Here is a 16,725-nt window from a genome sequence, read left to right as displayed (position 1 = left end):
TTCCCTTCTAGTTCACTGCGACGGTCGCGGGGACGGGCTCGTGCCCGTCGAGGACGCGGCGCGCCCGGTCGCGGTCGAAGTCGCCCTCCCAGCGGCTGACGACGATGCTGCCGAGCATCTGGCCGCACAGGCTGACGAGACCGCGCATGGTGGAGAGGAACCGGTCGATGCCGAGGACCAGCATGATCCCGGCGACCGGGACGACGCCGGTGGTGGACAGGGTCGCGGCGAGGATGACGAACCCGGCGCCGGCCACCCCTGCGCTGCCCTTCGAGGTGATCATGAAGACGGCGAGCAGGCCGACCTGCTGCCAGATCGTCAGGTTCACGTCGAAGGCCTGTGCGATGTAGAGCGAGGCGAAGCCGAGGTAGAGGCACACGCCGTCGCCGTTGAAGGCGTACCCGGACGGCACCACGAGGCCGACGATCCGGTTCGGGCAGCCGAGGTGCTCCAGCTTGCGCATCAGCTGCGGCATCACGACCTCGTAGTTCGCGGTGCCGAGCGTGATGAGGAGCTCGTCCTTGAAGTACCGGTACAGCTTGAGGATCCGGATGCCGCACAGCCGCGCGACCGCGCCGAACACGACGAGGCAGAACACGATCCCGGTGCCCCAGAAGAGGAGGACGACGTCACCGAGGCTGGCCAGGGTGGACGCGCCGAACTTGCCCGTCGTGTAGGCCATCGCGGCGAACGCGCCGACCGGCGCCAGGTACATGACGAGCTTGACGATCCCGAACACCACTTCGCCGATCCGCTCGATGCCGCGGATCACCGGCGCCCCGCGTTCGCCCAGCGCCTTGACCGCGATCGCGAACAGGATCGAGACCAGCAACACCTGCAGGACGTTGCCGCCGGTGAACGCGCTGACCACGGTGTCCGGGATGATGTTGACCAGGAAGTCGTACCAGTGCTGGGATTCGCCGGTCTGCGCGTATTGCTGCGCGGTGCCGGACAGGTGCAGCGCGGCCGGGTCGGCGTGGATGCCGGCGCCCGGGTTGAACAGGTCCATCACGACGAGGCCCACGATGAGCGCGATCGTGGTCAGGACCTCGAAGTAGACCAGCGCCTTGACCCCGATGCGGCCGACGCTGGTCAGCTCGCCCGCCGACGCGATCCCGGTGACGATCGTGCAGAACACCACCGGGGCGATGAGCATCTGGATCAGCTCGATGAACCCGGTGCCCACGGGTTGCAGCGCGGCGCCCACACCCGGCGCGACGAAGCCGAGGGCCGCGCCGAGGACGATCGCCACCAGGACGGTGACGTAGAGCTTGGTGGTGAAGGCGGTGCGCAAGAACGATCCGGCGGACATCTTCGTCTCCCTTGTGTTCGCCTGACGTACATATGCACGTCTGACGAACACGAGTATGCGAGACGGCACCCGGACGGGTCAACCCATGACGAAAGTCGGATCCCTTCCCTGCCGTCCGCATCCTGTGCGGAGACCCGCCCGGTTCCTACCTTGGCTCCCGTGAAACGCGTGTGCGCGGCGGTGGCCGCGGTCGTCGCCCTGATCCCCGGTACGGCGACAGCTGAACAAGAACCGTCCTCGATCGACTCCTACGTCGCCGACTTCGCCGAGACCGCCGGGTATCCCGGGGTCGCGGTGGCGATCACCAAGGACACCGAAGTCGTGCACCTGCACGGCTACGGCACCGCGACGGCGACGACCCCGATGCCGATCGCGTCGGTGTCGAAGGCCTTCACCGCGCTGGCCGTGGTGCAGCTGGCCGAGAGCGGCAGGCTCGACCTGGACGTCCCCGTCGCCACCTACCTGCCGGAGTTCCGCCTCGCCGACCCGCGCGGCGGCGCGATCACCGTGCGGCACCTGCTCAACCAGACCTCCGGCCTCACCGATGGGACCCTGCCGGAGAAGAGCCTCCCGCAGCCGGACGACCTGGCCGGCGCCGTGCAGCGCGCCCGCCAGGCGACTTTGGCGAGCGATCCCGGCGCCGAGTACCACTACACCAACACCAACTTCCACCTCGCGGCGCGGCTCGTCGAGGTCGTCAGCGGCCAGGCCTTCGGCGACTACCTGCGGCAGCACGTCTTCGAACCGGCGGGGATGCGGTCGACGACCGCCATCACGCGGACACCCCGCGACCTGCCCGCCACCGTCCACCGCGGACACCTCTACGCCTACGGGCTCACCCCCGCGGTGTCCGAACCGGACCGCTTCGTCGCCGGCTCGGACGGGGTGATCACCACCGCCGAGGACATGGCCCGCTGGCTCGCCGTCCAGCGCACCGGGGGCGGCCTCGTCTCCGCGGAGGGTCTCGCGCTCATGCACACCGCCGCGCGCGAGAACTACGCCATGGGCTGGCAGACCGACGACCAGGGCCGGGTCAGCCACACCGGAATCTGGTTCACCTACACGGCGGGCGCGCTGATGCTGCCCGACGGTTACGGCATCGCCGTGATGGTGGACAGCGGCGTCTCGCTCGGCAACGAGGGAACCTCGCAGCTCACCGAGGGCATCGCCGCGATCCTGCACGGTCAGCAGCCACCGGCCCCGTCCTCGACGCGGCTCATCGTCGACCTCGTCCTGGCCGCGCTGACGCTGCTCAGCGTCGGCCTCGGCATCCGCGCCGCGCTCCGCGCCCGCCGGTGGGCGGCACGCGCCACCCGGTGGCGGGTGGTCCGGGGACTGGTGCCCCGGCTGCTCCCGCTCGTCGCGCTGGTGGCGCTGGCCGAGCTGGTGGGCGGGCTGTTCGGCGGTCGCGACACCACCTGGTGGCAGACCGCCTACTACTCACCCGCGCTGGTGATCTGGCTCGTGCTGTGGAGCGCGGCGGAGCTCGCCGTGATCGCCGTCCGGTCCGCCGCGCTGGTCCGGCTCAGCCGCGATCGAGCACCGCTTGCAGGAACTCCCGCGTCCGTTGGTGGTCCGGGTCGGTGAACAGCTTCTCCGGCGGCGCGTCCTCGATGATCTGGCCGTGGTCGAACATCAGCACCCGGTCCGACACGTCCCGCGCGAACTGCATTTCGTGCGTGACGCAGAGGAACGTGATGTCCGTGGTCGACGCGATGTCCTTCAGCACCTTCAACACGCCGGCCACCAGCTCGGGGTCGAGCGCCGACGTCACCTCGTCCAGCAGCAGCACCTCGGGCCGCATCGCCAGCGCGCGGGCGATCGCCACCCGCTGCTGCTGACCGCCGGACAGCTGCGAGGGGTGGGCGTCGGCCTTCTCGCTCAGCCCGACCATCTCCAGCAGCTCCCGGCCGCGCTGCTCGGCCTCCTGGCGGGACAGGCCGAGCGCGCGGATCGGGGCCTCGGTGACGTTCTGCAGCACCTTCATGTTCGGGAACAGGTTGAACTGCTGGAACACCATGCCGATCCGCCTGCGCATGCGCCGCTGGTGCTTCTCCCCCGCCGGCACCATGCGGCCGCCCTTGTCGATGTGCGACAGGCATTCGCCGCCGACGTAGATGCGCCCGGCGTTCACCTGCTCCAGCGTCATCAGCAGCCGCAGGATCGTGGTCTTGCCCGAACCGCTCGGCCCGATCAGCGTCACGAACTCCCCTGGCCGCACCGAGAAGTCCAGCTCCCGCAACACCACGTGGTCGCCGAACTTCTTCACGACCCCCTCGAACCGGATCATCTCAGAGCTGTCCGACACGGCGTTCCAACCTTCGCACGAGGATCGACGACGGGTAACTCACGAGCAGGAACAGGATGCCGGCCAGGGTGTAGGGCTCGATCACCCGGAAGGTCTCCGCGCCCTGCTCCTTGGCGCGGTTCAGCACGTCCAGCACGCCGATCGCCAGCAACAGCGGTGTTTCCTTGAACATCGAGATCATGTAGTTGCCGAGCGCGGGCAGCACCCGCGGCACGGCCTGCGGCAGCACGATGCCGGTCCACACGCGGGTGCGCGGGATGCTCAGCGCCGTCGCGGCCTCCCACTGTCCTTTCGGGACGGCGTCGATGCCGGCGCGGTACACCTCGGAGGTGTAGGTCGCGTAGTGGATGCCCAGCGCGATCACGCCGGTCAGGAACGCCGACGGCGTGATGCCCAGTGCCGGCCACAGCAGGTAGAAGACGATGAACACCTGGATCAGCAGCGGTGTGCTGCGCACCAGCTCGATGAACAGGTACATCGCCTGGCTCAGCACCGGGATCCGCGCGCGCCGCACCAGGGCGAACACCAGTCCCAGCACGTAGGCGACCAGCGAGCCGAGCACCGTCAGCTCGACGGTGACCAGCAACCCCTCCAGCAGCACGGGGATGGAGTCCCAGAAGTAGTCCCAGTCCCAGTCCATCAGGTGACCACCCCCGCCTTGGCGAACGCCTTCTCCCGCGGCGGCGGCTCACGCCCGAGCCGCTTGGCGAGCACCCGTTCCAGCAGGCGCATGATCATCGTGATGACCACCGCGATCGCCAGGTAGCACAACAGCTCCACGCCGTAGATCAGCACGAGCTGGCTGCCGTAGAGCGGTCGCAGCAGCTCGCCCTTCTCGGTGATCTCCCCGGCCGAGATGAAGTACAGCAGCGCCGTGCTCTTCATCAGCTGGATGAAGAGGTTGTTGAACGGCGGCAGCATCTCCACCACCGCCTGCGGCAGGATCACCCGGAACATGCGCTGCGCCGGGCTGAACGACAGCGCCACCGCGCCTTCCCGCTGCGCGCGCGGCACCGACTGCACCGCGCCACGCACGATCTCGGCTCCGTACGCGCCGTGGTTCAGCCCGAGCACGATGATGCCGGCGAACAGCGGGACCAGTTTGAACCCGACCAGCGCCGGGAGGACGAAGTACAGCCAGAACAGCTGCACGACTTCCGACGTGCCGCGGAAGCCCTCGACGTAGACCCGGCTGACGAACCGCACCGTCCGGGACCGCGACAGCATCGCGAGCCCGGCGACGAACGACAGCACGATGGTCAGCGCGATGCCGCCCGCCGCGGCCATGACCGTCGCGCCGAGTCCACTGAGGATGGTCGAGATGATGTTGGATGTCGAGTCCGACACGACGCGCCCCTGGACTCGAGCGTCAGGCCGCGCAGAGCTTGTCGGTGGTCAGGTCGGCCTTGGGCAGGTTGCTCTGGTCGAACCCGAACGGCGTCACGATGCGCAGCCACTCCCCGTTGTCGTGCAAGGTCTTCAGCTGCTGGTTGAACGCGTCGCGCAGCGAGGTGTCGTCCTTGCGGAACACGAACCCGCCCGCGGTCTGCACCGGCTGGCCGTTCTCGGTGGGCTGGAAGCCGGGCGTCACCTCGACACCGGAGTTCGGGTTCTGCTTCACCAGCCACTTGAGCGAGATGTCGGTGAGGGCGGCGCAGTACACGCGGCCCGCGGTCACCGCGCGCAACATGTTGTCCTGCGTGTCCAGCGTTTCGATCTGGTCCTCGGAAACCCCGGCGGAAGTGGCGAAACCCTTTTCCACCGCGGCGGAGAGCACCGCGACCTTGACCTTCTTGGCGGCGACGTCGGCGAGGGTGTTGACGCCCTGCGGATTGCCGCTGGGCACGAGCAACGCGGTCAGCGCCGAGTAGTCCGGATCCGAGAACAACGCCGCGTTGCAGCGCGTCGGCGTGATGTTCATGCCCGCCGCGACGATGTCGAACTGCTTCGCGTTCAGGGCGGGAATCAGCTGGTCGAACGGCACGACGTTGGCCTGCACGGTGTCGATCCCGAGGGCCTTGCACACGGCGCGGGCCACTTCCGGCGCTTCACCGGTGGTGTTCCCGGAGGTGTCGGCGAAACCGTAGGGCGCCTCGTTGGCGATGCCGATCCTGATCGTCTTGGCGCTTCTCGCCGATTCGAGGGTGTCCCCGCTTTCGGTGCTCTGGCAGGCTGCCAACAACGTCGGTCCCGCCACAGCCGCTGCGCCGACGACCGCCGATCGCCGGAAGAAATCCCGTCGTGTCCACTGACCGTGCGTCATTTTCGTCGCACCCCTTATTCGGTTCCGCCGGTTCACCGAACGTAGGCGGTGCACCCGATGGGGTCAAAAGAAGCAACGAGATCGCCACTCGCTGTTATCGGAAAGAGATCAACGTTGAGTGTGGACGATGCGCACGGAAAGTGACAGAACTGGCTCAGTCCTGCGGCAACTCGTGGCGTTCCCGCACCACCGAAACGATTTCGTCCATGATCTCGGTCAGCTCGTAGTCCTTGGGCGTGAACACCCGGGCGATCCCGCGCTCGGTGAGCAGCCGCGCGTCCTCGGGCGGGATGATCCCGCCGACGATCACCGGGATGTCCCCGGCGCCCGCCGCCCGCAGTCCGTCGACGACCTGCGGCACGACCTCGAGGTGCGAGCCGGACAGCACCGACAGGCCGACGACGTGCACGCCCTCCTGCACCGCGGCGGCCACGATCTGCTCGGGGGTGAGCCGGATGCCCTGGTAGACGACCTCGAACCCGACGTCACGGGCTCGCACCGCGACCTGCTCGGCGCCGTTGGAGTGCCCGTCCAGGCCCGGCTTGCCGACCAGGATCCGCAGCTTCTCGCCCAGCTCCTCGCCGGTCGCCCGCACGCGGTCGCGCACCCGGGACAGCTCCGCGGCGTCGCCCGACATCGCCGCCGCCGACACCCCGGTCGGCGCCCGGTACTCGCCGAACTCCTCGCGCAGCGCGCCGGCCCACTCGCCGGTGGTCACGCCCGCCGCCGCGCACGCGAGCGTGGCGTCGAACAGGTTCTCCGACGTCTTCGCGACTTCGCGCAGCCGCGCCAGCGCCGCGTCGACCGCGGCCTGGTCGCGCTGCTGGCGCCACTCCTCCAGCGCCGCGACGGCCTGCTTCTCCACCGCCGGGTCGACGGTCTCGATCGCCTTGGCGCCCTCGGCCTGCAGCGGGCTGGGCTCGGTGGTGTCGAACTTGTTGACCCCGACGATGACCCGCCCGCCGGACTCCACCTCGCGCCGGTACTCGGCCAGCGAGGCCACCAGCTGCGATTTCATGTAACCGCTTTCCACCGCGGCCACCGCGCCGCCGAGGTCGGTCACCTGCTCGATCTCCGCGCGCGCCCCGGCCACGATCTCGTCCACTTTGGACTCGATGACGTGCGAGCCTGCGAAGATGTCCTCGTACTCCAGCAGGTCCGTCTCGTAGGCGAGCACCTGCTGCATGCGCAGCGCCCACTGCTGGTCCCACGGCCGCGGCAGGCCGAGCGCCTCGTTCCAGGCAGGCAGCTGGATCGCGCGGGCGCGGGCGTCCCGCGACAGGGCGACGCCGAGCATCTCCAGCACGATCCGCTGGACGTTGTTCTCCGGCTGCGCCTCGGTCAGGCCGAGCGAGTTGACCTGCACGCCGTAGCGGAGGCGGCGCGCCTTCGGGTCCTCGACCCCGTAGCGTTCGCGCGTGATCTCGTCCCAGAGCCGGGTGAACGCGCGCATCTTGCACATCTCTTCGACGAACCGGACCCCGGCGTTGACGAAGAACGAGATGCGGCCGACGACCTTCGCCATGTCGGCGGGCTCGACCTGGCCGGAGTCACGCACGGCGTCGAGCACCGCGATCGCGGTGGACAACGCGTAGGCGACCTCCTGCGTCGGGGTCGCGCCCGCCTCCTGCAGGTGGTAGCTGCAGATGTTGATCGGGTTCCACTTCGGGATGTGGTGCACCGTCCAGGCGATCACGTCGGTGATCAGGCGCAGGCTCGGCGCAGGCGGGAAGATGTAGGTCCCGCGGGACAGGTACTCCTTGATGATGTCGTTCTGCGTGGTGCCGGTGAGCTTGGCGAGCACCTCGGCCCGGTCGCGGCCCGCGGCGTCGGCCTGCTCCTGCGCGACGGTGACGTAGAGCGCGAGCAGCCACATGGCCGGCGCGTTGATCGTCATCGAGGTGTTGGCCTCGGCCAGCGGGATGCCGGTGAACAGGCGGCGCATGTCGCCGATGTGCGAGATGGGGACGCCCACCTTGCCGACCTCGCCCTTGGCCAGCGGGTGGTCCGGGTCGTAGCCGGTCTGGGTCGGCAGGTCGAAGGCCACCGAGAGGCCGGTCTGGCCCTTGGCGAGGTTGCGGCGGTACAGCTCGTTCGAGGCCGCCGCGGACGAATGTCCAGCGTAGGTGCGCATGACCCAGGGGCGGTCCCGCTCGCGATCCGTGGGGTAGGGCATCGGTGCACCTCCAGATGAACGACACACAGAGCGTACTCGTCGGTAACTTCGCGCGCAGCCCCGCAAGGACGCATCTCACTGGGTGCGAAATCAGCCTGACCCCATCATGACGGCCGAGTTAGCCTCGTGGGTGTGACGTGGAGCCTGTACGCGAGTTACCTGGTGTTCGCCCTGCTGATCGCGGTGGTGCCGGGTCCGGACACGATGGTCGTGCTGAAGAACGCGCTGGCCGGCGGCGCGCGGGGCGGGTTGTTCACCTGTTCCGGCATCGCCCTGGGCAACCTGGTGCAGGCCACCGCGGTCGGGCTCGGACTGGGCACGCTGATCGTGCAGGTGCGGCCACTGTTCGAGACCGTGCGGTGGGCCGGGGTCGCCTACCTGTGCTGGCTGGGGTTCCAGGCGCTGCGCGGCGCGTGGCGCGGGAACTACGACGCGCTGGACGAGCTGGACCGGCGCCGGGCGAGCGGGCTGCGGCGGTTCCGCGAAGGGTTCCTGTCGAACATCACCAACCCGAAGGTGATGGCGTTCTACCTGTCGGTGCTGCCGCAGTTCCTGGACCCGGCGACGACCGGCGCGGGCGAGGCGCTGCTGCTGGCGTACACGGTGCTGGTGGTCGGCACGGTGTGGCAGCTGACGCTGCTGTTCCTGGTCCGCTGGGCGAAGGGCTGGCTGAACCGGCGACGCGTCCGCCGCGCGATGGACGCGGTGACCGGCACGGCGCTGATCGGCTTCGGCGTCGGCCTGGCCGCGGAGTGAGTCAGAGCAGCGCGGCGAGGTCGATCGTGACGGGGAACGGGTCGTGGAGGCTGACCTTGCCGGTGTCCACACCCGCAGAGGCGTAGACACGAGTGGTGGGGTCGAGGCGGTAGCGGAAGAGCTGGAGCTCGCCGCTGTCCAGGCTCTCGATCCGCCAGAAGTGCGGGACACCCGTGGCCGCGTAGTGGGCCGGCTTGCTCGTGCGGTCCGCGGCCAGCGAATCCCGGGACACCACCTCGGCGACCAGCAGGCAGTGCTCCGGCGCCGGAGCCGCCCGGTCCGGCGAGTCGTGCACCACCAGATCCGGCCTGCGGTTGAGCAGCGGCACTTCCCGGAGCAGGAGGCCGACGCCGGTGTCGACCTCGTAGCCCACGGGGCGAGCCGCGGTCAGCACGGACACGAGGTTGCGCACGACCTGCTCGTGCGCCCTCGGCGGCGCGGGCCGCACCACCACAGCGCCGTCGACGATTTCGAGCCGGGCGCGCACTTCCTCGGGCAGCGCCTGGTGCTCCTCGTGTGTCAGCCCTTCCGGCGGTAGCGCCAGCCATCCGGGCAGCGCGGTCAGCAGCGCTCCGCCGCGCCGACGACCCGCTCCACGCGCGCGCCCAGCCGGTTCAGGTTCTCGACGAAGTACGGGTATCCGCGGTCGATGTGGAACACGTCCCAGATCTCGGTGACCCCGTCGGCGCACAGGCCGGCCAGCACCAGGCCCGCGCCCGCCCGGATGTCGGACGCCCAGACCGGCGCGGAGGACAGCTTCTCGACCCCGCGGACCACCGCGTGGTGGCCGTCCGTCCGGGCGTCGGCGCCCAGGCGCACCATCTCCTCGATGAACCGGAACCGCGCCTCGTACACGTTCTCCGTGATCATCGAGGTGCCCTCGGACACCGCGGACAACGCGACGGCGAACGGCTGCAGGTCGGTGGCGAACCCCGGGTAGGGCAGCGTCACGAAGTCGACCGCCTTGGGCCGGTCGTCCTGCACCACCCGGAAACCGCTCTCGTCGAACGTCGTGATCTCGGCGCCGGCCATCCGCAGCTTCTCCAGCACCAGGTCCAGGTGGTGCGGGTTGACGCCCTTCACCGTCAGGTCACCGCGGGTCATCGCGGCCGCGAAGGCCCACGTCGCGCCCACGATCCGGTCGCCGATCACGCGGTGCTCGGTGGGGTGCAGCTCGGTGACGCCGTGCACGGTCAGCGTCGACGTCCCGGCGCCCTCGATCTTCGCGCCCATCTGGTTCAGCATCACGCAGATGTCGACGATCTCCGGCTCGCGCGCGGCGTTGTCAATCACTGTCGTGCCCTCGGCCAGCACCGCGGCCATCAGGATGTTCTCGGTCGCGCCCACGCTCGGGAAGTCCAGCCAGATCTGGGCGCCCTTGAGGTGGTCGGCGGTGGCGACGACGCACCCGTGCTCGATGGTGCTCGTCGCGCCCAGCGCGCGCAGCCCGTTCTGGTGCATGTCCAGCGGCCGGGACCCGATCGCGTCACCGCCGGGCAACGCGACCACGGCCTGCTTCAGGCGGCCGACCAGCGGGCCGAGCACGCACACGGACGCACGCAGCTTGCCCATCGCGGGCGAGTCGGCCCGGTGGGACAGCTCGGACGGGGTCGTGATCTTCGCGGTGTCGCCGTCCAGGACCACCTCGCACCCGACGCTGCGCAGCACGTCCGCCATCAGCGGGACGTCCAGGATCTGCGGGCAGTTGGTGATGGTGGTGGTGCCCTCGGCGAGGAGTGCGGCCGCCATCAGCTTCAGAACACTGTTCTTGGCTCCGACGACCTCGACCTCGCCCACCAGCCGCGCACCACCGTGCACGTCGAAGTGCTCGCTCATGGCCGTCATCATGCCTTCCGGTTCAGGCACTCGAACGGAGGGGCGGGACATAACAGAGGGCGACCGAGTTCGCACTATCGTGTGAAACACTGTGCTCCCTCGCGGCGATAACGCGCCCGTGCGTCCCACTCGACTGGGGGAACCTTGAGCGAAATGTTGACCCCGCCCGCGCCTCCGTCCCTGCCCGAGGTGCACCGGGCCGAGATCGACGGCGTGCCGGTCTTCTGGACCGACCAGCCGGGCAGGCTCAGCGCGAGCCTGCTGTTCGGGGTCGGGCTCGCCCACGAGTCGTTCCTGCAGACCGGGATCACGCACCTCGTCGAGCACCTGGCGATGCGGCGCGTGCGCACGAGCCGCTACGACAACAACGCCTCCACCGAGGTCCTGCACACCAGTTTCGACGTCACGAGCAGCCCGGAGACCGTGGCGGAGCACCTGCGGCGCGTGTGCGAGTCGCTGGCGGACCTGGACACCGGGCCGTTGCGGCTGGAGCGCGGCGTGCTGCTGGCCGAGGAGCGCGGCAACGACGGCCCGGGCGTGACCGCGTGGCTGCCGTCGGCGCTGTGGTTCGGCAACCGGGCGTTCGGCCTGACCGGCAACGTCCAGCTGGCCGCCGTTCACGCCGGCCCCGAGCAGGCGCGCGAGTGGTGCGCGCGCTGGTTCCACCGCGGCAACGCCGCGCTCGTGCTGTCCGGCCCTCCCCCGGCCGGTCTGAAGCTCCCGCTGCCCCCGGGCCCGCCGCGGCAGCCGGTGACCGCCGAGCCGTTCGACCTGCCCACCCCGGCGCAGACGAGCATCCCCAACGGCGTCGTGGGCTGCGCGCTGGTCGAGTGGACCGCGGAGGTCGCGTGCGCGGCCGGCATCCTCATCCACCGCCTCACCGACCGCCTGCGGCACCTCGAGGGCCTGGTCTACGACATCGCCTTCGACCACCAGATGGTCGACGCGCGCCGGGCCGTCCTCGGCTTCGGCACCGACGTGCCGGACAAGCAGGCCGCCCGGGTCGTCGACGCCATCCGCACCGAGCTGGCCGAGCTGGGCCGCAGCGGTCCGACGGCGGAGGAACTGGCCGTCGACCGGGCCGGGCTCGCCGAGGAGGTCGCCGAGCGGGATTTCGCGGTCTACCGGGCGTTCGACGCGGCGATGAGCGAGCTGACCGGCTGGCCGTCGGCCGCGGAGCACCAGCAGCGCGTGCTGGCCGGGCTCGACCCGGCTGCGGTCGCGGCAGCGGCCCGCGAGCTGGCCGGACGGCTGGTGCTGTGCGCGCCGGAGCGGCACGTGCCGCGTGACCTGCCGGAACTGCCGGGCAGCCCGCTGCCCGCGCCGCCCGGCCGGGAAATGAAGCGGGCGCTGGTCGGTTCGACCGCGCCGCGCGGCTACCGGCTCGTGGTGGGCGAGGAGGGCCTGTCCACGTATTTCGGGCAGAACCCGTCACCGGCGGCCGTCGTGCGGTTCGACGACCTCGCCGGGGTCGGCATCGAGCACACGGACGGGCAGCTGCCGATCCTGCACCTGTTCGGCACGCACGGCGGGGCGATCACCGTGCGGCCGGGCGACTGGCGCGGCGGCCGGGCACTGGTGCGGGACCTGCGGGCGCGAATCGATTCCGCGGTGTGTTTCGAAGCGCCGGAGGCCATGCGGTTGTTCGAGCAGTCGTAAGGTTCTCGGTATGCCGGTACGGATCAACCGCGTGTACACCAGGGTCGGCGACAACGGCACGACCGCGCTCGGCGACGGCTCGCGCGTGCCGAAGACCGACCCGCGGCTGGCGGCCTACGCCGACGTCGACGAGACGAACTCGGTGGTCGGGCTGGCGCTCGCGATGGGCGGTCTCGACGAGGAGATCGCGGTGGTGCTGCGCCGCGTGCAGAACGACCTGTTCGACGTCGGCGCCGACCTGTGCTCGCCGGTGGTGCCGGACCCGGAGTTCCCGCCGCTGCGCATCACCGAGGCCTACATCGAGCGGCTCGAAGGCTGGTGCGACGAGTTCAACGAGCGCCTGCCGAAGCTGACGTCGTTCATCCTGCCGGGCGGCACCCCGGGCGCGGCGTTCCTGCACCAGGCGCGCACGGTGAGCCGGCGGGCCGAACGGGCCGGGTGGGCGCTGGTGGAGGCGGACGCGGACCGCACGAACGTGCTGGCCGTGAAGTACCTCAACCGGCTCTCCGACCTGCTCTTCATCCTGGCCCGGCTGGCCAACCCGGACGGCGACGTGCTCTGGAAGCCCGGCGGAGAGGCCTGACCGGTCCGATTCGCGGCGAGCCTGCGGTCATCCGCATGTCCGCCGCCCGCACGGCGATCTAGGTTCGTGCCATGAGCGACAACGCACCCCTGCCGGGCAGCATCCGGCTGCCGGACGGGTCCTGGGTCCGCGGACGCGGCCTGCGCCGCCCCCAGCCGACCGGCCCGGCGCCCCAATTCGGCCTCTACCTGGGCTCCGCGCGGCTGCGCCGCGAACACGACGCCAATCTGGGGTGGCCGCACACCTGGCTGGACTGGCCGGACTTCCGGCTGCCCCGCGACGAGGACGCCGCTGTCCGGGAGATCCGCGCCCTGCACGAGCGGGCACGCGGCGGCGAAGCGGTCGAGGTCGCCTGTGCGGGTGGGGTCGGGCGAACCGGCACGGTCATCGCCTGCCTCGCCGTTCTGAGCGGCGTGGACCCCGCTGAGGCTGTTGCCTGGACGCGGCAGCACCACCACCCCCGCGCGGTCGAAACGCCGGGGCAACGCCGATGGGTACGCCGGTTCACCCCGGGCTAGATCAAGAAGCGCGCGGGATCTGGCGGCCCGGCGGAGCGGACTCCAGCCAGGACAGGAACCCGGTCAGCGCGTCCGGGCCCATCGCGATCTCGATGGGCTCCTGGAGGGCCGACTCGCAGCGCAGGACCGTCGCGTCCGAGGGCACCGCATACGCCTCGGTGCCGACCGGGTCGCGGCGGTCCGCGATCATCAACGTCTCACGTTCGAACACCCGGTCCGGGCCGGTGCGCAAGCTCCACACCCGGTACCAGGCGAACACCTCACCCTCGTAGCGCCCCAGACCCAGGTGCCAGCCCGCACGGGCGTTGTCCGGGTCCCAGCGCAACGCGACGCTCACGCCGCCCTGCCGCCGCATCCGCCCCCAGCGGAAGCTGTACCAGAACGCGACGACGGCAAGACCGAGCAGGACGACCAGGACAACGAGGGTGATTTCCACGGCCGGCTCCTGCTCGTCGCCGGGTCAGACCGACTGGCCGGCCGCGCGGAGCCGGGCGGTTGCTCTGGCCCGCTCGGCCTCGTCCTCACCGCTCAGCGCGGACCGGGCGGCCTCGACGTCGATCTCGTCGGCGAGCTCGGCCGACTCGGCGAGGATGCTCACCCGCTCGGCGGTCACGGACAGGAAGCCACCGTGGACCGCGGCGCGGACGGTCTCACCGTCCGTGGTCGTCACCTTGACGACACCACCCTCGACGAGCTGACCGAGTACCGGCTCGTGACCCGGCATCAGGCCGATCTCACCCTCGGTGGTCTGCGCGACCACGAACGTCGCCTGACCGGACCAGAGACGGCGTTCGACGGCGACAAGCTCGACGGTCATCTCAGCCACGTGGTTCTCCTTCGTTCCCGCGCCGATGAGCGCAGTCTAATAGGTTCGCGACCGGTTACGACAACGGCGGGGTGAGAGTCCATAAAGGACACCCGCCCCGCCGTCGTCCCGACATCACTTGCCGGTGAGTTCCTTGTACTTCTTCTCGAGGTCCTCGAGGCCACCGATGCCCAGGAACGCCTGCTCCGGGTAGTGGTCGAACTCACCCTTGCTGATCTTGTCGAACGCCTCGACGGTCTCCGCGCGCGGCACGGTCGAGCCCGGCTGGCCGGTGAACTGCTCGGCGACGAGCATGTTCTGCGACAGGAACCGCTCGATCCGACGGGCCCGCTGCACGGTCAGCTTGTCCTCTTCGGACAGCTCGTCCATACCGAGGATCGCGATGATGTCCTGCAGCTCCTTGTACTTCTGCAGGATCCGGATGACCTCGGAGGCCACCCGGTAGTGGTCCTCGCCGACGATGGCCGGGTCGAGGATCGTCGAGGTGGAGGCCAGCGGGTCCACCGCCGGGAAGATGCCCTTCTGGAACACCGACCGGGAAAGCTCGGTGGTGGCGTCCAGGTGGGCGAACGTGGTGGCCGGGGCCGGGTCGGTGTAGTCGTCCGCCGGCACGTAGATCGCCTGCATCGAGGTGATCGAACGGCCCTTGGTCGAGGTGATCCGCTCCTGCAGCTCACCCATCTCGTCGGCCAGCGTCGGCTGGTAACCCACCGCCGAGGGCATGCGGCCCAGCAGGGTCGACACCTCGGAACCGGCCTGGGTGAACCGGAAGATGTTGTCGATGAACAGCAGCACGTCCTGGTTCTTGACGTCGCGGAAGTACTCCGCCATCGTCAGCGCGGACAGCGCGACGCGCATACGGGTGCCCGGCGGCTCGTCCATCTGGCCGAAGACGAGCGCGGTGTCGTTGATGACGCCGTCCTCGCTCATCTCCAGGAACAGGTCGGTGCCCTCACGGGTGCGCTCGCCGACGCCGGCGAACACCGAGGTGCCACCGAAGTTCCGGGCGACACGGGTGATCATTTCCTTGATCAGAACCGTCTTGCCGACGCCGGCGCCGCCGAACAGGCCGATCTTGCCACCCTGCACGTACGGGGTGAGCAGGTCGATGACCTTGAGGCCGGTCTCCAGCATCTCGGTCTTGCCCTCGAGCTGGTCGAACGCCGGGGGCTTACGGTGGATGCTCCAGCGCTCCAGGTCCGCGCCGTAGCCCGGCTGGTCGAGGCAGTCGCCCAGCGCGTTGTAGACGTGGCCCTTGACCTCGTCGCCGACCGGCACCGAGATCGGGGCGCCGGTGTCGATCACCTCGGCGCCGCGGACGAGACCGTCCTGCGGGGCCAGCGAGATCGTGCGGACGAGGTTGTCGCCGAGGTGCTGCGCGACCTCGAGGGTGATCGTCTTGCGCAGCTGCTCGAACTCGACCTCGACCTTCAGCGCGTTGAACAGCTCGGGCACGGCGCCGCGCGGGAACTCCACGTCGACGACCGGGCCGGTCACCGAGACGATCCGGCCCTTGGTCCGGGTTTCAGTGGTGGTCATCTACTCATCACTTCCTACAGCGGCGAGCGCATCGGCCCCACCGACGATTTCGCTGATCTCCTGCGTGATCTGGGCCTGCCGCGCCTGGTTCGCCAGCCGGGTGTAGGTCTCCACCAGCTCGCTGGCGTTGTCCGACGCCGACTTCATGGCGGTGCGCCGGGCGGCCAGCTCGGAAGCGGCCGACTCGAGCAGAGCCGAAAAGATCCGCGTGTTGATGTACTTCGGCAGCAGGGCCGACAGCAGCCGGTCCGCGCTGGGCTCGAACTCGTACGCTGGGAGGATCTCGCCAGCGGCGGGCTCGGCACCCTCCTCGGTGTACTCGACCTCGAGGGGCGCCATCCGCTTGGCGACCGGGGTCTGGGTCAGCATCGACTTGAACTGGGTGTACACGATGTGCACCTCGTCCACGCCGAGGATGCCGTCCTCGCCCGGCCCGTTCGCGTCGTCGTCCGCGCCGGCGAGGAACGCCTTGGTCAGCGTCTCGCCCGCGGCGGCGGCGTTCTCGTAGTGCGGCTGGTCCGAGAAGCCGGTCCAGCTGTCGACGACCTCGCGGTTGCGGAACCGGTAGTAGTTCAGGCCCTTGCCGCCGATGACGTAGACCTGCGGCTCCTTGCCCTCGGAGCGCAGCAGCGAGAGCAGCTCCTCGGCGGCCCGCAGCACGTTGGTGTTGTAACCACCGCAGAGGCCCTTGTCACTGGTCACCACCAGCACGGCCGCCCGCTTGGGGTTGGGCCGCTCGACGAGGAACGGGTCGTCGAGGCTCGCGGCCCCGCCCGCCAGCGCGGAGAGCACCTTGGTGATCTCCTCGGCGTACGGGCGCGAAGCCTCGACCCGCGCCTGGGCACGGCCGATCCGCGAGGTGGCGATCAGTTCCATCGCCTTGGTGATCTTGCCGATCGATTTCGTCGCCCGGATCTTTGCCCGGAGCTCGCGAAGTTGCGCCATCAGC

General features: G+C 69.9%; 17 protein-coding genes. 5 read left to right on the top strand and 12 right to left on the bottom strand.

Annotation, left to right across the window (positions count from 1 at the left end; translation table 11 throughout):
• Window positions 1-7: 7 nt before the first annotated feature.
• Window positions 8-1,312 carry a C4-dicarboxylate transporter DctA gene (dctA, locus tag AMY39116_RS0311480; RefSeq protein WP_020417805.1) on the bottom strand — a complete coding sequence of 435 codons (1,305 nt, stop codon included), beginning with the start codon at window positions 1,310-1,312 and terminating at the stop codon, window positions 8-10.
• A 159-nt stretch (window positions 1,313-1,471) separates the two neighbouring features.
• On the opposite strand from dctA, the gene AMY39116_RS0311475 reads away from it, so the two are divergent.
• The gene (locus AMY39116_RS0311475; protein WP_020417804.1) at window positions 1,472-2,899 is read left to right on the top strand and encodes a serine hydrolase; all 1,428 of its coding nucleotides are present in this window, start codon (window positions 1,472-1,474) and stop codon (window positions 2,897-2,899) included.
• On the opposite strand, the gene ehuA is transcribed toward AMY39116_RS0311475, so the two are convergent.
• The 5 genes from ehuA to AMY39116_RS0311450 all read right to left on the bottom strand — a co-directional run bounded on the left by ehuA (window position 2,838) and on the right by AMY39116_RS0311450 (window position 8,059).
• On the bottom strand, window positions 2,838-3,602 hold the full coding sequence (gene ehuA / locus AMY39116_RS0311470) for an ectoine/hydroxyectoine ABC transporter ATP-binding protein EhuA (RefSeq protein WP_020417803.1): 765 nt from the start codon (window positions 3,600-3,602) through the stop codon (window positions 2,838-2,840). The two genes, AMY39116_RS0311475 and ehuA, sit on opposite strands and share 62 nt — an antisense overlap.
• 1 nt (window position 3,603) lies before the next feature.
• Window positions 3,604-4,260 carry an ectoine/hydroxyectoine ABC transporter permease subunit EhuD gene (ehuD, locus tag AMY39116_RS0311465; RefSeq protein ID WP_020417802.1) on the bottom strand — a complete coding sequence of 219 codons (657 nt, stop codon included), beginning with the start codon at window positions 4,258-4,260 and terminating at the stop codon, window positions 3,604-3,606.
• Window positions 4,260-4,967 carry an ectoine/hydroxyectoine ABC transporter permease subunit EhuC gene (ehuC, locus tag AMY39116_RS0311460; RefSeq protein WP_020417801.1) on the bottom strand — a complete coding sequence of 236 codons (708 nt, stop codon included), beginning with the start codon at window positions 4,965-4,967 and terminating at the stop codon, window positions 4,260-4,262. Before ehuC ends, ehuD begins: the two co-directional genes overlap by 1 nt.
• A 22-nt stretch (window positions 4,968-4,989) precedes the next feature.
• Entirely contained in the window at window positions 4,990-5,883 is an 894-nt protein-coding gene (ehuB, locus tag AMY39116_RS0311455) for an ectoine/hydroxyectoine ABC transporter substrate-binding protein EhuB (protein WP_027935830.1), read from the bottom strand.
• Window positions 5,884-6,037: 154 nt separating this feature from the next.
• Window positions 6,038-8,059 (bottom strand): protein meaA, encoded by a 2,022-nt coding sequence (locus AMY39116_RS0311450; protein WP_084506083.1) that lies wholly within the window; start codon window positions 8,057-8,059, stop codon window positions 6,038-6,040.
• Between the two features lie 126 nt (window positions 8,060-8,185).
• Between AMY39116_RS0311450 and AMY39116_RS0311445 the strand changes: the two genes are divergently transcribed.
• Window positions 8,186-8,815, top strand: coding sequence for a LysE family translocator (locus tag AMY39116_RS0311445; RefSeq protein ID WP_020417798.1), 630 nt, complete (start codon window positions 8,186-8,188; stop codon window positions 8,813-8,815).
• A gap of 1 nt (window position 8,816) precedes the next feature.
• Here the strand turns inward: AMY39116_RS0311445 and AMY39116_RS0311440 are convergent, their stop codons facing one another.
• Complete coding sequence (locus AMY39116_RS0311440; protein ID WP_255346842.1) at window positions 8,817-9,338, bottom strand: Uma2 family endonuclease; 522 nt, start codon at window positions 9,336-9,338, stop codon at window positions 8,817-8,819.
• Window positions 9,339-9,376: 38 nt separating this feature from the next.
• Complete coding sequence (gene murA / locus AMY39116_RS0311435; RefSeq protein WP_020417796.1) at window positions 9,377-10,651, bottom strand: UDP-N-acetylglucosamine 1-carboxyvinyltransferase; 1,275 nt, start codon at window positions 10,649-10,651, stop codon at window positions 9,377-9,379.
• 153 nt (window positions 10,652-10,804) lie between these two features.
• Between murA and AMY39116_RS0311430 the strand changes: the two genes are divergently transcribed.
• The 3 genes from AMY39116_RS0311430 (at window position 10,805) to AMY39116_RS0311420 (ending at window position 13,411) form a co-directional block, all read left to right on the top strand.
• Complete coding sequence (locus AMY39116_RS0311430; protein ID WP_020417795.1) at window positions 10,805-12,310, top strand: insulinase family protein; 1,506 nt, start codon at window positions 10,805-10,807, stop codon at window positions 12,308-12,310.
• A 10-nt stretch (window positions 12,311-12,320) separates the two neighbouring features.
• The gene (locus tag AMY39116_RS0311425; protein WP_017987314.1) at window positions 12,321-12,893 is read left to right on the top strand and encodes a cob(I)yrinic acid a,c-diamide adenosyltransferase; all 573 of its coding nucleotides are present in this window, start codon (window positions 12,321-12,323) and stop codon (window positions 12,891-12,893) included.
• 71 nt (window positions 12,894-12,964) lie between these two features.
• Complete coding sequence (locus tag AMY39116_RS0311420) at window positions 12,965-13,411, top strand: protein-tyrosine phosphatase family protein (protein ID WP_020417794.1); 447 nt, start codon at window positions 12,965-12,967, stop codon at window positions 13,409-13,411.
• Window position 13,412: 1 nt separating this feature from the next.
• Here AMY39116_RS0311420 and AMY39116_RS0311415 read toward each other — a convergent pair whose 3' ends face one another.
• The 4 genes from AMY39116_RS0311415 to AMY39116_RS0311400 form a co-directional block, all read right to left on the bottom strand.
• Window positions 13,413-13,847, bottom strand: a complete 435-nt coding sequence (locus AMY39116_RS0311415; RefSeq protein WP_020417793.1) for a DUF2550 domain-containing protein — start codon at window positions 13,845-13,847, stop codon at window positions 13,413-13,415.
• Window positions 13,848-13,871: 24 nt separating this feature from the next.
• A complete protein-coding gene (locus AMY39116_RS0311410) occupies window positions 13,872-14,237 on the bottom strand; it encodes a F0F1 ATP synthase subunit epsilon (protein ID WP_027935827.1) in 366 nt (121 codons plus the stop codon).
• A 114-nt stretch (window positions 14,238-14,351) separates the two neighbouring features.
• On the bottom strand, window positions 14,352-15,776 hold the full coding sequence (gene atpD / locus AMY39116_RS0311405; protein WP_017987310.1) for a F0F1 ATP synthase subunit beta: 1,425 nt from the start codon (window positions 15,774-15,776) through the stop codon (window positions 14,352-14,354).
• Window positions 15,777-16,724: a F0F1 ATP synthase subunit gamma gene (locus tag AMY39116_RS0311400; protein ID WP_027935826.1), complete on the bottom strand. Its 948-nt coding sequence runs from the start codon at window positions 16,722-16,724 to the stop codon at window positions 15,777-15,779.
• Between the last annotated feature and the right edge of the window lies 1 nt (window position 16,725).

This window comes from Amycolatopsis sp. ATCC 39116, from assembly GCF_000231075.2.
Lineage (GTDB): Bacteria > Actinomycetota > Actinomycetes > Mycobacteriales > Pseudonocardiaceae > Amycolatopsis_E > Amycolatopsis_E tucumanensis.
Note: the sequence above shows the minus strand (reverse complement) of the source record. Positions and strands in the feature narration are given on the sequence as shown.

Excerpts from the sequence above, each read along its gene's own strand:
- atpD (WP_017987310.1), bottom strand. The coding sequence starts at position 15,776 with ATGACCACCACTGAAACCCGGACCAAGGGCCGGATCGTCTCGGTGACC.
- AMY39116_RS0311450 (WP_084506083.1), bottom strand. The coding sequence starts at position 8,059 with ATGCCCTACCCCACGGATCGCGAGCGGGACCGCCCCTGGGTCATGCGC.
- AMY39116_RS0311425 (WP_017987314.1), top strand. The coding sequence starts at position 12,321 with ATGCCGGTACGGATCAACCGCGTGTACACCAGGGTCGGCGACAACGGC.
- ehuA (WP_020417803.1), bottom strand. The coding sequence starts at position 3,602 with ATGATCCGGTTCGAGGGGGTCGTGAAGAAGTTCGGCGACCACGTGGTG.
- murA (WP_020417796.1), bottom strand. The coding sequence starts at position 10,651 with ATGAGCGAGCACTTCGACGTGCACGGTGGTGCGCGGCTGGTGGGCGAG.
- ehuB (WP_027935830.1), bottom strand. The coding sequence starts at position 5,883 with ATGACGCACGGTCAGTGGACACGACGGGATTTCTTCCGGCGATCGGCG.
- dctA (WP_020417805.1), bottom strand. The coding sequence starts at position 1,312 with ATGTCCGCCGGATCGTTCTTGCGCACCGCCTTCACCACCAAGCTCTAC.
- AMY39116_RS0311420 (WP_020417794.1), top strand. The coding sequence starts at position 12,965 with ATGAGCGACAACGCACCCCTGCCGGGCAGCATCCGGCTGCCGGACGGG.
- AMY39116_RS0311430 (WP_020417795.1), top strand. The coding sequence starts at position 10,805 with ATGTTGACCCCGCCCGCGCCTCCGTCCCTGCCCGAGGTGCACCGGGCC.
- ehuD (WP_020417802.1), bottom strand. The coding sequence starts at position 4,260 with ATGGACTGGGACTGGGACTACTTCTGGGACTCCATCCCCGTGCTGCTG.